14 protein-coding genes are annotated in these 13,660 nt (G+C 45.1%); 7 read left to right on the forward strand and 7 right to left on the reverse strand.

Features of this window, described 5'->3' with window-relative positions; genetic code table 11:
* Nucleotides 1-14 precede the first annotated feature (14 nt).
* A complete protein-coding gene (gene rpsO, locus FRZ54_RS17630; protein WP_147033016.1) occupies nucleotides 15-293 on the reverse strand; it encodes a 30S ribosomal protein S15 in 279 nt (92 codons plus the stop codon).
* A 217-nt stretch (nucleotides 294-510) separates the two neighbouring features.
* On the opposite strand from rpsO, the gene FRZ54_RS17635 reads away from it, so the two are divergent.
* Both FRZ54_RS17635 and FRZ54_RS17640 read left to right on the forward strand, forming a co-directional pair.
* Nucleotides 511-885 carry a four helix bundle protein gene (locus FRZ54_RS17635; protein WP_147033018.1) on the forward strand — a complete coding sequence of 125 codons (375 nt, stop codon included), beginning with the start codon at nucleotides 511-513 and terminating at the stop codon, nucleotides 883-885.
* A 203-nt stretch (nucleotides 886-1,088) separates the two neighbouring features.
* Nucleotides 1,089-1,511 (forward strand): acyl-CoA thioesterase, encoded by a 423-nt coding sequence (locus FRZ54_RS17640; RefSeq protein WP_147033020.1) that lies wholly within the window; start codon nucleotides 1,089-1,091, stop codon nucleotides 1,509-1,511.
* 591 nt (nucleotides 1,512-2,102) lie between these two features.
* Here the strand turns inward: FRZ54_RS17640 and FRZ54_RS24520 are convergent.
* The 5 genes from FRZ54_RS24520 to FRZ54_RS17660 all read right to left on the reverse strand — a co-directional run bounded on the left by FRZ54_RS24520 (nucleotide 2,103) and on the right by FRZ54_RS17660 (nucleotide 6,566).
* Complete coding sequence (locus tag FRZ54_RS24520; RefSeq protein WP_187359655.1) at nucleotides 2,103-2,252, reverse strand: hypothetical protein; 150 nt, start codon at nucleotides 2,250-2,252, stop codon at nucleotides 2,103-2,105.
* A gap of 133 nt (nucleotides 2,253-2,385) precedes the next feature.
* Entirely contained in the window at nucleotides 2,386-3,150 is a 765-nt protein-coding gene (locus FRZ54_RS17645; RefSeq protein WP_147033022.1) for an SDR family NAD(P)-dependent oxidoreductase, read from the reverse strand.
* A gap of 288 nt (nucleotides 3,151-3,438) precedes the next feature.
* Nucleotides 3,439-4,236 (reverse strand): helix-turn-helix domain-containing protein, encoded by a 798-nt coding sequence (locus FRZ54_RS17650; protein WP_147033024.1) that lies wholly within the window; start codon nucleotides 4,234-4,236, stop codon nucleotides 3,439-3,441.
* A gap of 163 nt (nucleotides 4,237-4,399) precedes the next feature.
* Nucleotides 4,400-5,284, reverse strand: coding sequence for an oxidoreductase (locus FRZ54_RS17655; RefSeq protein ID WP_147033025.1), 885 nt, complete (start codon nucleotides 5,282-5,284; stop codon nucleotides 4,400-4,402).
* Between the two features lie 298 nt (nucleotides 5,285-5,582).
* Entirely contained in the window at nucleotides 5,583-6,566 is a 984-nt protein-coding gene (locus FRZ54_RS17660; protein WP_147033027.1) for a D-alanine--D-alanine ligase, read from the reverse strand.
* Nucleotides 6,567-6,722: 156 nt separating this feature from the next.
* Between FRZ54_RS17660 and FRZ54_RS17665 the strand changes: the two genes are divergently transcribed.
* The 5 genes from FRZ54_RS17665 to FRZ54_RS17685 all read left to right on the forward strand — a co-directional run bounded on the left by FRZ54_RS17665 (nucleotide 6,723) and on the right by FRZ54_RS17685 (nucleotide 10,579).
* Nucleotides 6,723-7,496, forward strand: coding sequence for a PASTA domain-containing protein (locus FRZ54_RS17665; RefSeq protein ID WP_147033029.1), 774 nt, complete (start codon nucleotides 6,723-6,725; stop codon nucleotides 7,494-7,496).
* A gap of 69 nt (nucleotides 7,497-7,565) precedes the next feature.
* Nucleotides 7,566-8,618, forward strand: a complete 1,053-nt coding sequence (gene mltG / locus FRZ54_RS17670; RefSeq protein WP_147033031.1) for an endolytic transglycosylase MltG — start codon at nucleotides 7,566-7,568, stop codon at nucleotides 8,616-8,618.
* Nucleotides 8,618-9,025 (forward strand): acyl-CoA thioesterase, encoded by a 408-nt coding sequence (locus tag FRZ54_RS17675; protein ID WP_147033033.1) that lies wholly within the window; start codon nucleotides 8,618-8,620, stop codon nucleotides 9,023-9,025. Before mltG ends, FRZ54_RS17675 begins: the two co-directional genes overlap by 1 nt.
* Nucleotides 9,026-9,036: 11 nt before the next feature.
* Nucleotides 9,037-10,020 (forward strand): YihY/virulence factor BrkB family protein, encoded by a 984-nt coding sequence (locus tag FRZ54_RS17680; RefSeq protein WP_147033035.1) that lies wholly within the window; start codon nucleotides 9,037-9,039, stop codon nucleotides 10,018-10,020.
* Between the two features lie 88 nt (nucleotides 10,021-10,108).
* Nucleotides 10,109-10,579: a GNAT family N-acetyltransferase gene (locus FRZ54_RS17685; protein ID WP_147033037.1), complete on the forward strand. Its 471-nt coding sequence runs from the start codon at nucleotides 10,109-10,111 to the stop codon at nucleotides 10,577-10,579.
* 76 nt (nucleotides 10,580-10,655) lie between these two features.
* On the opposite strand, the gene ppsA is transcribed toward FRZ54_RS17685, so the two are convergent.
* A complete protein-coding gene (gene ppsA, locus FRZ54_RS17690; protein WP_228462526.1) occupies nucleotides 10,656-13,280 on the reverse strand; it encodes a phosphoenolpyruvate synthase in 2,625 nt (874 codons plus the stop codon).
* Nucleotides 13,281-13,660: the final 380 nt, after the last annotated feature.

Genomic DNA, 13,660 nt, shown 5'->3' on the forward strand with positions numbered 1-13,660 from the left:
GAAAACCTGGAAGTTTACTTAATGATATCCCTTAGCTGTAAAGCCTTGATGATAGCACGGTATCTCTCAATGTCTTTGTTGTACAGGTAGGCCAGCAATGCGCGGCGTTTACCTACTAATTTTTGCAGCGAAAGCTGGGTCGAAAAATCGTGTTTGTTCTTTTTCAAATGCCCGGTCAAATGCGCTATACGTGTTGTGAATAATGCGATCTGCCCTTCTGCCGAACCTGTGTCGGTAGCAGCCTTGCCATGTTTTGCAAAGATCTCTGCCTTTGCTTCTTTACTTAAATACATTACCTGAATAATATTAAAGCGTTTATACTTATGTTAATTGAGGTGCAAAGATAGGTTTGTTTTAGGATAAATACAAGTGATGGGGAGAGAATAGTTGAGTGGGTTGATTGGGTTGGATTAAGTTGAATCAGCTGGGTTAAGTTATATGGTATATTAAGTTGAAAAAGTTGATGAGGTTATTTATTTTCGGCTATAACTTAACCTTAACTCGAATAACATGGCATCCTTTACAGAATTAGAAACATGGAAACAGGCCAGGAAAATACGCATCAATGCTTCCAGGCTGGCCAAATCTTTTCCACAAGAAGAAAAATTCCGCCTCGGTGATCAACTAGTAAGATGTTCCAGATCAATTGGGAATAATATTGCCGAGGGACATGGACGCTTTCACTACCAGGACAATGTTCGGTTTTGCGTTATTGCCAGAGGCTCACTATCCGAAACGCTTGACCAAATGATAATTGCAAAAGACGAAAATCTGATCACAGACGATGTATTCAATGCTTTCCAGGCAGATTATGACCAGTGTATGAAACTATTGAACGGTTACATTCTATTTATAAAAAAGAAAAAGAACAACGAATTAGACTAACTCAATGAACTTAATACAACTTAGTCTAACCTATTCAACTCCAATTAGGGCGTTTTAACACGCTATGCGCTCATACGCCTGCAAAGCCTTATGCGCGGTGCCGGTATCCGCTCCTATCGTTAACGCGAAAGATCAACTTAATCCAACCCAATCAACTTAGTCCAACATAATCAACTTATTCAACTACAACCTATCTTTGCTCCATGAGCACTCCTTCCACTTACTCCTCCTTCGAAACTGAATTTCGAGTACGGCCGGATGATATCGATATGTTTCAGCACGTGCATAACAGCAAGTATTTTGACTATGTGCTGGCTGCCCGGTACGACCAGATGGAGCGATGCTACGGCATGCCGATGGAGAAATTTATGGAGCGGGGTTTCGGCTGGGTAGTGCGCACCGCTCATGTTGATTACAAGCGCGCCTTAGGCATGGGCGATTACTTCATCGTAAAAACCGCTATCGAAAGCATCGACGATAAAGGATGCCGGGTGGTGTTTGCCATCACCAATAAAGCAACAAACAAAATATGCTGCGACGGCTGGTTCGATTATACCATGATCGACATGCAAACCGGTCGTGCCGCCAAAGTACCGGAGGATATTATTGAGCATTATTTGATTTGATTTCGAATTTCGAATGTTCAATTTCGAATTTGATTTGCAACGTTCCTCTTTACGGCATGACGCAGAGAGGGTGGTTGAGTGAAACGATGACCGGGTGATTCGATACAACGCCGCCAAAGTACCGGAAGATATTATTGCGCTTTACCTTATTTGATATGCAGATATGCGGATCACAGATGTGCAGATGATGAAGACGGACAAATATTTGCACATCTGCACATTTGAAATTTGCACATTCAAAAGCAGGATTGCACAACCCGCCCACCCCGTCCTGCTTAATTAACTCTTAACTGACAGTGATCTAATCTGTTAGTTTCTTACTATACATTACGGTAAAGCTGTTTAAAATGCTACAGCAGTGATGGTTAAAATTTTATTTTTGAGAAAACTCACCCCATCATGTCATTTCGACGAACGTTGGGGCCAGGCGCGTAAGGGTGAGGAGAAAACTTGTACACTTTGCATCGCGGACTGTTTGTTCGATTAAGATCTCTTCGCTCCCAGATGATGTGCCAATCGCTCGTTTAGGATTTCTCTTTCGCCCCACCTCATAAGCCGGCGTTTGCTCTATCGAAATGACATTTTTTTAATTTAATGATGTTTAAAATACTGAATTTCCTTCTCGTGTTTTTTGGCAGCTTCCATAGAATCGAATGTGCCAAGGTTCCTGCGCTTATGCGTTTCAGGGTCGACTTTCCTGGAGTAGATGCGGTATTGGCCTGATTTTAGCTTCCTGATCATAACTAGTGAATTTGGTTTTTAAGTTAACAAATGGATAAAGGAGATGGTTTTGCTTTGCATGAAGGCTAACAGCAAACATATTTACAGGAGCACAGAAAACACAAAAAAGACCGTCATGGCGAGGTGGTATAATTTACACCCCACTCCCACCAAATCCCACCCAACTAACCAGCTTACACATCGCTAAAAACTTTTCCTGCACGGCAACATCTTTTGCGGCCCGTTGAAAGCGGGTTTGCTGTTTATGATGAAAATAGTGGCCGCTTACGCAAGCTTCCGCATCGTTGCTTACGGCGAGCCATACCTGGGTTTGGTAACCTTCTTCCAGGTTGTCGGGTGCGCTGGTGCCGCCCATTTTGGTGGGTACCCAGCCGGGGTTTACGGCATTGGCGTAGGTATCCGGCCACTTGCGGCCTATAGCCATCGCGAGGATAACGTCGTGCAGTTTGGTGTCGGAATAAGTTACGTGTCCGCGGGGTGATATATTGTCAAGGCTAGGGTCGCCGCTGAGGTGCATACCCGAACTCATGTAGATGAGTCGCCTGGGTGGGTGCATTAAACAGGTAAGTATATAGGGAGCAAGGGTGTTTACAGCCAGCAACAAGGGCAAACCGTCAACTGTAATACTGTTGCGCGGCACCTGGTAAACGCCGGCGTTGTGAATAACGGCATCAAAAGTGCCTAATGCATTGGCTTTGGAGGCCAGTTCTTTTGTTTCGTGCATGCTCGCAAGGTCGGCTATCAGTACATTCTCCGCACCGGGTACCTGCTGCAGGGCCTGTTTTCCACGTTCTTCGTTTCGCGCATGCAGCACAACGCGGTGGCCCTTCTTAATGAGTTCCTTTGCGGCCAGCTGACCCAATCCGTCGGCCGAGCCGGTGATGAATATTTTTGCCATAGTTGGTAATTAAACAGGCCGGGTATGGGTTTTGTTGGTGAATTTAATAATTGTTGGTTTCTCATTGGAACCGCGTGAATGCTGCCTGGTTATTTGACTCACCCGGTCATCGTTTCACTCGACCAGCCTCTTTGCTGCAAGCAGCAAAGAGGGTTTTCAATTATTGCGATTCACAAAACCCTCTTTGCGCCAAAGGCGGAGAGAGGGTGACCCAGCGAAGCGTCGGTCGGGTGAGTCGATACGACGCTTACCCATTCGCAAATCTGCATAGTTGAAATCTGCACATCATTACACCCTGCTCGGTGCCAGCCCATACTGCTTTTTAAACGCGAATGAAAAATGCGACAGGTCCTCGAAACCCAGGTCGAGGTAAATATCGGATGCCGTTTTGCCTTTTTCCTTGATGAGGTAATGTGCCTCCTGCAATCGTCTTTGCTGCAGCCAGCGGCTGGGTGTGTTATGGAACAGCTTTTCAAAATCGCGCTTAAACGTGGCCAGGCTGCGCCCGGTAAGGTATGCGAAGCGGTTCAGGTCGACGTTGAAATGGAAGTTCTTGTTCATAAATGCTTCCAGGTCTATCTTGCCCGGTTCGCTGAAATCGAATAGTATATCTTTCAACTCCGGGTTTACCTTTAACAGCAGCATGACTGCTTCGCGAAGCTTCAGGGCCAGCAGCGCTTCGTCCTCAATCCCGTTCAACTGCATGTATGGCATCAGCGAATCGAAATAATTTTTGTACAGTGGATTTGGCTCCAGTTCCATCACTGCATCACCATTGACGTGCAGGCCCGACCGGTACCCGGCTTCCATACTGAAGTTCCGTAAGAAAGGCTGATCGAAATGCACCGAAAGCGACCTGAACTCCCCTCCTTCCGGCGGCGTTTTGTTGAATTTGATGAGGTTGTTACGCCTGCTGAAACGGAAGCTTCCCGGGCCGAAGAAATATTCGCGATTGCCGTCGTTCATGGTCATGCTGCCCGAAACCTGGTAGCTGAACACAAATTCAGGTATAAATTGCTCCCCTTCGCGGCTGCGGGCTACGTAGCAGGAATAAGCTATGGCCGGTTTTTTAATTGACGTTGGCATTGTTCAAAAGTAAGTATCCTAACCAGATTATTCCCTCCCTGGGGAGGGGTGCGGCTGACGGCGCGTTGAAGGGAGGGGTTTCAATCCTTTGATTAACGCCGTAACCCCTTCCTGCCCTTCCCCGGGGGAGGAATCGCACTTTCCTACGCTTTTAACAGGGTGCTTATTTCTGCGAAGCAAAAAAAGCTTTACCCGCTTCCGTTTCCAGCGGATTTACAGCGTCGTCGGCGTTGGTGGAAAGGCTTACCGGCAGCCATTTTTCCATTTCCTCGCTCCTTAAAATATTGGCCTGCTTTACCATGCCTACGGCTTCGCTTCCCAATACCAAATGCACCGGCGGTTCCGGACTTTCAACCAAATCGATCATCGCTTTTGCTGCTTTGTCCGGGTCGCCCATGGGTATAAACTGGGGACTGGTAAATAACGCTTTACGTGCGCCAACTGTTTTTTCATAGCCTTCCACCTCGGGCGCAAAGGTCATGGATGCGGTCATCCATTCCGTACGAAAGCCACCGGGTTCGACACTGGTAACAAATATGCCCAGCGGCGCCACTTCTTTGGCCAATGCCTCGGTAAAACCACCCAGGCCAAATTTTGCGGCCTGGTACATCGTCAGGCCGGGGTTGCCCACCCTGCCCCCTATCGAGCTGATCTGCAATATCCGGCCCGAACGCTGTTTACGCATGTAAGGCAATACCGCCCGTGTTATGGCAATGGGTGCGTATAAATTCGTGTCCAGCTGGCTCAATACCTGCTCCTCTGTATAAGCTTCGGCAGCGCCAATGATACCGAACCCGGCGTTGTTTACCAGCACATCTATCCGCCCGAATTTCCGGATGGTGTCATCAACAGCAGTGATGATCTGCTCCTGGCTGGTCACATCCAGTTTTAAGGGAAGTACCTGACCGGGGTATTTTTCAATCAGCTCTTTTAATTGTTCGGGATTACGGGCCGTGGCGGCAACCGTGTCGCCATGGGCCAATACTGCTTCTGCCAGGTTGCGTCCCAATCCGCGGGAGCTGCCTGTTATAAACCAAATCTTTGTCATATCTTTTAATGTTTTGATAGAACAAAGGTCGGTTGATTATGCAGTCAGCGCTTTGTTGAAACGCTCAAGTTGTTTTGCTGAAAAGCTCATTTTTGGAGTACAGATGCCGGAGGTCAGAAGTCAGATATCTGTCCATTATATATTCATATTCTGATTTCAGACTTCTCACGAAACTCTAAATCATGGTTAACACCTTTTTTATCAATTTCTACTTAAAATATTGACAATCAATTAATTAAAGACAAAAGACAAAATAATGTGTTAACCATGTTAACCCATCCCCGGGCGGACAGGCGTATTACATAGCTCCTTCTATCAGTTCACCGTAAAACTCACCGACGTCCATGCCCATTGCCCTTACCTGCTGCGGCACCAGGCTGTTGGCAGATTGGCCGGGGGTGGTGTTGATCTCGATAAAATAAAAGTCGTTGGTATTTTCCAGGATGATAAAGTCGATGCGCACCATACCCTTGCAATTGAGCCGCAGGTAAACCTCGGTTACGATATTGGCTATCTTTTCATTCATTTCGGCATCCAAATCGGCGGGTGTAATTTCTTTGGACACACCGGGCGTGTACTTGGCCTCGTAGTCAAAAAAGTCTTTCGAGCTGATGATCTCGGTTGCCGGCAATACGGTGATATGTCCCTTCAAGCGTGCCACACCGATACTGAACTCGCGCCCTTTGATAAATTCCTCCACCAAAATCTGGTCGTCCTCTTTAAAGGCCCTTTCAAAAGCGTCGTGCAGCCCGGCAACATTTTGCACCTTGCTCATGCCTACGCTGCTACCACCGTTGTTCGGCTTAATAAACAGCGGGAATTTAAGGGATGATACCACATTGGCAGCCTCGTGTATACCGGTCTTGAATAACTGAATGGAGCGCGCTGTGTTCAGCCCGTGTATGCCATGAACAATGGCTTTTGTATAGGCCTTATTCATGGTGATGGCTGATGTTGTGGCGTCGCAGGTGTTATATGGGATATCCAGCATGTCAAAATAGCCCTGCAGTTTACCATCTTCTCCCGGTGTGCCGTGCACAGTAATAAAAGCGAAATCAAATTTGATCCTCTCCCCTTTCAGTGCCAGGCTGAAATCATTCTTATCCACATCAATCTTTCTGTCTTCCGATTCATAAAACCAGCGGTCGCGGGTTATCAGGATGGTATAAACATTATATTTCGAACCGTCCAAATTGGCTTTGATGTTTTGGGCGCTGTTAATGGAAACTTCGTATTCGCCGGTAAATCCTCCGGCTAAAAGGGCGATATTTTTGCGTGACATATTATTCAAAGATAGTCCGAAAGTCGGAAAGTCTGAAAGTCCGAAAGAAAATATAAAATAAACTTGCAGACTTCCGGTCTTGCGGACTTTCCGACTTTATAACACAAATCTCAAAATTTTACCCTATGTTTGATAACTGAATATCTCGTAGATTCGATGAGTAAATTTGGCTCCTATTTAAAAACAAAAAGCTTCCGCAATACTATCTTATTAGCTATCGGTTCGGTCATTATCGTTGTCCTGATAGCATTTTACAGTCTCAGCTACTACACACGCCACGGCTCGGGTATCCCGGTGCCAAAAGTAACAGGTATACAAATAGATAAAGCGCTGGATGTACTCAAGGGCCAGGGCTTTGGTGTCAGCATCGACTCGGTTTATGTGCTCGACCAGGCACCCGGGACCGTTGTTGAACAGGACCCTGACGCCGGCACCAACGTGAAGGAAAACCGTATAATTTATCTTAAGATCGTTAAAAACCTGGCACCCAATGTATCGCTCCCCGACGTAATGGATGTTTCCTATATCTCGGCTGCGGCCACCCTTTCAAACTATGGGCTTAAAATAGGTGACACTACTTACAAACCGGACATCGCACGTAATCACGTACTTGAGGTCAGGTTTGCAGGAGAGAAGATCGAACCCGGCACAAAATTACCTAAAGGTTCGAAAGTAGACCTTGTACTTGGCGACGGAGCCGGGGCAGGCGAGGTAGAAATACCCGATGTAATGAACCAGGACTTTGATGCGGCTAAATTTGCCATCAAAGGCGCCGGCTTAAACGTTGGGCTGATAACCTATCAGGGCACGATCACAGATTCGACCAACCTGGTAGTTGTTTATCAAACCCCTATGAGAACAGATTCGCTACCAAAAACTGCGCTTGGCACCAAAATAAATCTCACTGTCACACAAGGGAAAAAGCAATAAATCAGACCATATCCCGTTGCAAATCAATTTCAAAGCTTAATGGTTATCAACATTACATCATCAAAATAAATGACCGGGGAAAAGAAATCGTCAGGTATGACCAAAAAGATCATCATCGCCCTGGTGATCGTTTTAATTTTATCGTTAGGGCTTACAGGTGTCTTCTATTATATAAGATATTACGGGCCGAATGTTACCAATAAACAGGAATACCTGTACATCCACACCGGTGCGACCTATGCCGACGTATATAAAACCATACAGGATGAAGGAATAGTAAAGGATACCGCTGCCTTTAACGTTTCGGCACATAACATGAGGTATATTAACCGGGTAAAACCGGGGCGCTACCACCTGCATCCCGGAATGGGCAACCGCCGCCTTATCAATATGCTGGCCTCGGGTAGCCAGGAGCCTATTCAACTGTCATTTCATAATTTAAGGCTGAAGGAAGATTTTGCCGGATTTGTTTCCAAAAAGATCGAACCCGACTCGGTTTCCATTCTTCGCCTGCTTGATTCAGATCAATTCCTACAACAATACGGGTTCACGCGCGATAACGTTTACGCGGTGTTCATACCCAACACCTACCAGCTTTACTGGAACACTACACCCGAAAAGTTTTTCAAAAGGATGTACGCCAACTATGAAAAATTCTGGACACCCGAACGCAAACAACAGGCTAAGGAAATTAACCTTACACCTGTCGAGGTTTCAGTTTTAGCTTCAGTGGTGGACGCCGAAGCATTGCACGATGATGAAATGCCCACCATAGCAGGGCTCTACCTGAATCGCTTAAAGAAAGGCATGAAACTGGAGTCGGATCCAACGGTAATATTTGCCCTCCACGATTTCACGATAAGGCGTGTGCTTAACAGATACCTTTCGTATAATTCGCCATACAACACTTACCTGCATACGGGTTTGCCACCCGGCCCTATTATGATGCCTTCGGTTAATGCATTGGATGCTGTGCTTAATTACAAAAAGACCGATTATATTTATATGTGCGCCAAAGAGGATTTTTCGGGATATCATAATTTCGCTACTAACCAGGCCGATCATTTGATCAATGCCCGCAAATTCCAGCAGGCGCTGAACGAGAGAAATATCAAAAAGTAATGTTTGAGCATACCACCAAAGTACGTGTACGATACGGCGAAACTGACCAGATGGGCTATATGTATTATGGTAACTACGCCGAATTTTACGAAGTGGGCCGTGTTGAAATGTTGCGCAGCCTGGGGATGACCTATAGCGGCATGGAGGCATCGGGTATTATGATGCCGGTGCTCGAAATGCATTGCAAATATCTGAAACCAGCTCTGTACGACGAGGAAATCAGTATTAAAGTCATCATGGCGAAGATGCCCGGAGTGAAAATTCACTTTAAGTACGAGCTGTATAACCCTAATAAAGAGCTGATTAATATCGGCGAAACCCTATTGGCGTTCATTAACATGAAGACCAATCGTCCCTGCCTGCCCCCGCAGGATTTTATCGACGGACTAAAGCCCTTTTTTCAGTAGATTTGGTTTGAATGAAGTGGTTACATCGTTTTTTACGACGGTTTGTGTTTTACCGTTACCTGGTGGAATGTACCAAGTACATTGAATTTCCGGGTTTTAAACCTATTTCTCTATATACAGTTGCTGTTTTCTTTTTTGATGAATTGAGCCGGGGAACCGTCGCTAACAAGGCGTCGTCACTCGCTTATAATTTTATGCTGGCACTTTTCCCCGCAACTATATTCCTGTTTACGCTTATCCCCTATATACCTATCCACCACTTCCAGGACAACCTGCTAAATCTATTGGAACAGATCATGCCTGGCGATGCGTATGATGCCTTCCAGAACACAATTACCGATATTGTTAAGAATCAGAACGGTAAATTATTTTCGTTCGGTTTCCTCACCACTTTATTCTTTGCCACCAACGGCGTAAACCGCCTGATGCAGGCGTTTAATAAATCGTCGCTACAGACCGAGACGCGTGGCTATCTGCGTCGCCGGTGGGTGGCCCTGGTTCTTACCGTAGTTATCAGCGTATCCCTGCTGGTGGCTGTGGCCATTATGATAGCTGGCCACAAAATATTGATCTTCCTTCAATCGCACATTGCCAGCTCGGCTCATGCCTGGATATTTGTGATAGCGTTATTAAGATGGCTTATAGTAATACTTATTTTCTTCGTCACCGTGGCGTTGCTTTACCGCTATGGCCCCGCGCATAAACAGCGATGGAAATTTCTTAGTCCGGGTGCGATAGTGGCCACGGGGCTTGCGGTGCTTACATCAGTCGGGTTCACTTACTACATAAATAATTTCTCATCCTACAATAAAATATACGGCTCCATAGGTACGCTTATCGTCGTCATGATCTGGCTGTACCTCAACTCCCTTATCATACTGATAGGCTATGAACTGAATGCCAGTATCGAGCTCTCCAAACGCAGCATTAAGATCGTCAAACCTAAATTCAACACCTTTCGAACCGGTCATACCGAAAGTAAAAGCAATCATTGAAACGACAAGCGTTTCAGCCTGCAATTTGTAAGGAAAATACAAAAACCACTACTAATTACCAGGAAGCAGCTTTTATGCAGCGGTTAAAATGAATTACGACTTACAAATTGAAAAAATAACATCCAAAGAGAATATTCCTTTCGAACTGTTGCTATTGGCCGATGAAACCTTAGAGGCTATCGGAAAATATATCAATGCTTCCGATGTGTATGTTGCAAAACAAACCGGCTCCACCAATCCAATAGCTGTTTTTGTACTGCAATTATTAAATCCCGCTGAAATTGAAATTAAAAACATTGCAGTGGCGACGGGCTTCCAGCGGAACGGTATCGGAAGCTGTCTAATTGAACGGATACAACAAATAGCCAAACAACTGGGCTGCGTTACCATCTGGGTTGGCACACCCGACTGCGCCACCAGGGAGATCAGTTTTTACGAAAGGAACGGCTTCAAAAAAGCCGGCTTCAAAAAGAACTTTTTCATCGACAATTATATCGAACCGATATTCGATAATGGTGTGCTGTTAAAGGATATGGTTATGTTGAGCATGGAAGTTTAATATACTTGCCCGACGACACGTAAAAAAAGTCCCAATTTTGAATGACAAAAATTCAGATTCAGTGCTGAGCATCCATTCATAGTATTTCTATATATCCATGCGTCCCATTCACCCGTATCCTCTGCCCGTCTTTTATCAGTTTGGTAGCATGCTCTACGCCAACAACTGCCGGTAAGCCATATTCACGTGCGATAACAGCCCCGTGGGTCATTAGTCCGCCAACTTCGGTCACCAGGCCTTTTATAGATACAAACAATGGCGTCCAGCTGGGATCGGTAAAGGTGGTCACTAATATATCGCCGTCTTTCAGATCAGCATCTTCCATGTTTAAAATAACACGTGCCCGTCCCTCTATAATTCCCGAAGAAACAGCCAGCCCTGCAATCGCTTCGGTCGGGAGATTTTCCTGCTTGTACCGACCGGTAATGATTTCGCCATCGGAAGTCATAACACGTGGCGGGGTTAGTTTTTCATATAACTTATACTCGCCTTTTCGTTTGTCAATGACCTGGTAATCGACCTTATCTGTACATATAGCTTCGCGCAGTTCATCAAAACTGAGATAGTAGATATCTTCTTTTTCCTGAAGGAAACCGGCCTTTACAAGCCGTTCTGCTTCTTTCAGAAGGGCCTGCTTATAAATGAAGTAGCGATTAACAATACCGTATTTTGGATATTCACGGTAACCCGAAAAATTTCGAATCAGGTCGATCATTCGTTTTATTTCTTTGGCTTTTTGTTCACCATTCGGCAATTGCTTCAACCGATCTAATAACTCCTGTTCTTTTTTCCAATATCCCTGTAGCCCCTGCTCAAATTTCCGTTTTCCGGCATCAGGCTCAAAGTTTTTGATGTGACCGAGGATTATTGGGATAAGCGTACTTGGCTTTTCGCTCCACCGGGTTTTCGTAATATCGATTTCTCCGGCACATCGCATTCCGTATTTGTCGAGAAAATCTTCAATTGCGTCCCGGGTTTCCTTTCCGCCATTAAATTTAACCAGTTCATCCAAAAAATTATCATTCCTGGCATGCTGCAGATACTCAATAACTTCAGGAAAGGGGCGAATTATATCTACAACATCCAATAGCTCCAGTCCCATTTCCGAGGTAACATTGTTTGGCACAGATTGAGAAAGCGTGTCGGCTGCATTTTTTTCACCCAACCATTCGTTCATTTTTTCATTGATCCATGATGAAGCATTCATACCACTCATAATCACTCCAAAGCTCTGTGGATCAGCGTTGATCTTTTTGAGTTGCTGAATATCTTCCAGGATAAAATCAAAAAGATCCGGTCCCGATTTCGTTTGGATGTTTTGTTTTAACGCTTTTATCGATTTTTGACTGCGCTTGATCAAATCAGAAACGATTGTTAGATCATAATCGTTAAGTGTTTGATAATTCTGGGGTGACGCGGCTTCATTGTTTTTACCGGCACCGGGTTCTTTTTTTTCATCCGGGAACGATTTTACAAAATCTCCCCGCTCTAAAATGGTTGTAAGTGCGTCCTTTATGAGCGGATCGGATTTTCCAAGGGTGACATTTAGTACAGTTTCTCTGCCTGCGGGCGAAGCAAGCATAGCTGTAATATCAACAAATAACCTCCCACCGGCTATAGGCATCGGTCTTGGGGTTGTCAACTGCCAAAAAGACAACCCTAATGGTTTAATGGCATCGGTCATCATTTGGTTATGACCGACAGATACATAAACGTGGTTTTCGTGGTCATTCGCTTCGGGGATCGGGTATAACGTAGTGATCGGCCGGCTTTGGACTATGTAAAGTGTATCATCAGCCCAACACCATTCGATGTCCTGAGGACTGCCGAAATGCTCCTCGATCTTTCTGCCCTTACGCTCAAGCTGTAAAATCTGCTCATCCGAAAGCGCTTGCGGCTTCTGATTTTCTGGCTCGATCTCCTGTTCTTTCGTGCCCCCATCTTTTAAAGCATAAATAGCCAGCTTTTTGGCAGATATCTTTTTATCGATAATCCTGCCGTCAGATACTTTGTAATTATCAGCATTCACCAGACCCGAGACCATGGCCTCGCCAAGTCCGAAGCTGGCATCAATGGACGAAACTTTCCTGTTCGATGTCACAGGATCAGCAGTAAATAAAATGCCCGCCGCTTGCGGGAATACCATCTGCTGAACAACCACAGAGAGGTAAACTTTACGGTGATCGAAGCCGTTTTGAATTCGGTAAATTACCGCTCTATCGGTAAATAGCGACGCCCAGCACTTGCTGATATGCTGTAATACGGCGTCCTTTCCGATGATATTCAAATAAGTATCCTGCTGGCCCGCAAAGGACGCTGATGCCAGGTCTTCCGCTGTGGCGCTCGACCGCACTGCAAAGGCGCTTTCTACACCAAATTTTGTAAGATAGCCATCGATCTCTTCTACAATATCGTCAGCAATGGATATTCTTTCGATCACCATGCGAATTTCAGCGCTGATCTCGCTGATTTCTTTCCTTTCTTTCGCCGTAAAGCGAGTTAATTCATCCAACAAGTTGTTAAGCTCGTGGTTATTCCCGATTGATTTTTTATATGCGTTGGTGGTAATACAAAACCCCCTGGGCACTTGTATACCTTTGATCCCCGATAGTTCTCCGAGATTAGCGCCCTTACCTCCAACAGCCATAAATTTTGATTTGTCAATCCCATCGAAATCAAGTACATATAATGTTTTTTTCACCGCGTCTAGTTTGTTTTCCGGTATCATTCTTGTGATCTTTTGTTGATGTCTCAAGCCAAAAATATAGGGTATCGCGCTTCAAACTATCATTTTTCAACTATATTTTTTTGCGCGCAATAAATAATAAAGCAGGGACGTTATCCATACAAACAGAGGGCGTTGAAGATAGCTTTATGCGAATATGATAACGCTGTTTCTCCGTCTGCCGTGGCATCCGGCATACCCACCGATCGTTCCTATCGGGTCATTTCATGGGGATACGATTCAGTTGCGCTAACTTTTAATATTTCGGGCAACTTCAAAACGTAAAAATCGAGCATGCAGGTTAACAAAGCATAAATTATTAGTTAATAATCATTATTGTTATCTTTACGGATAAA

Source organism: Mucilaginibacter ginsenosidivorans, from assembly GCF_007971025.1.
In the GTDB taxonomy this organism is placed as follows: Bacteria; Bacteroidota; Bacteroidia; order Sphingobacteriales; family Sphingobacteriaceae; genus Mucilaginibacter; species Mucilaginibacter ginsenosidivorans.

Bases quoted from the DNA above. Each gene is read 5' to 3' on its own strand.
- rpsO (WP_147033016.1), bottom strand. From the start codon at position 293: ATGTATTTAAGTAAAGAAGCAAAGGCAGAGATCTTTGCAAAACATGGC.
- FRZ54_RS17635 (WP_147033018.1), top strand. From the start codon at position 511: ATGGCATCCTTTACAGAATTAGAAACATGGAAACAGGCCAGGAAAATA.
- FRZ54_RS17640 (WP_147033020.1), top strand. From the start codon at position 1,089: ATGAGCACTCCTTCCACTTACTCCTCCTTCGAAACTGAATTTCGAGTA.
- FRZ54_RS24520 (WP_187359655.1), bottom strand. From the start codon at position 2,252: ATGATCAGGAAGCTAAAATCAGGCCAATACCGCATCTACTCCAGGAAA.
- FRZ54_RS17645 (WP_147033022.1), bottom strand. From the start codon at position 3,150: ATGGCAAAAATATTCATCACCGGCTCGGCCGACGGATTGGGTCAGCTG.
- FRZ54_RS17650 (WP_147033024.1), bottom strand. From the start codon at position 4,236: ATGCCAACGTCAATTAAAAAACCGGCCATAGCTTATTCCTGCTACGTA.
- FRZ54_RS17655 (WP_147033025.1), bottom strand. From the start codon at position 5,284: ATGACAAAGATTTGGTTTATAACAGGCAGCTCCCGCGGATTGGGACGC.
- FRZ54_RS17660 (WP_147033027.1), bottom strand. From the start codon at position 6,566: ATGTCACGCAAAAATATCGCCCTTTTAGCCGGAGGATTTACCGGCGAA.
- FRZ54_RS17665 (WP_147033029.1), top strand. From the start codon at position 6,723: ATGAGTAAATTTGGCTCCTATTTAAAAACAAAAAGCTTCCGCAATACT.
- mltG (WP_147033031.1), top strand. From the start codon at position 7,566: ATGACCGGGGAAAAGAAATCGTCAGGTATGACCAAAAAGATCATCATC.
- FRZ54_RS17675 (WP_147033033.1), top strand. From the start codon at position 8,618: ATGTTTGAGCATACCACCAAAGTACGTGTACGATACGGCGAAACTGAC.
- FRZ54_RS17680 (WP_147033035.1), top strand. From the start codon at position 9,037: ATGAAGTGGTTACATCGTTTTTTACGACGGTTTGTGTTTTACCGTTAC.
- FRZ54_RS17685 (WP_147033037.1), top strand. From the start codon at position 10,109: ATGAATTACGACTTACAAATTGAAAAAATAACATCCAAAGAGAATATT.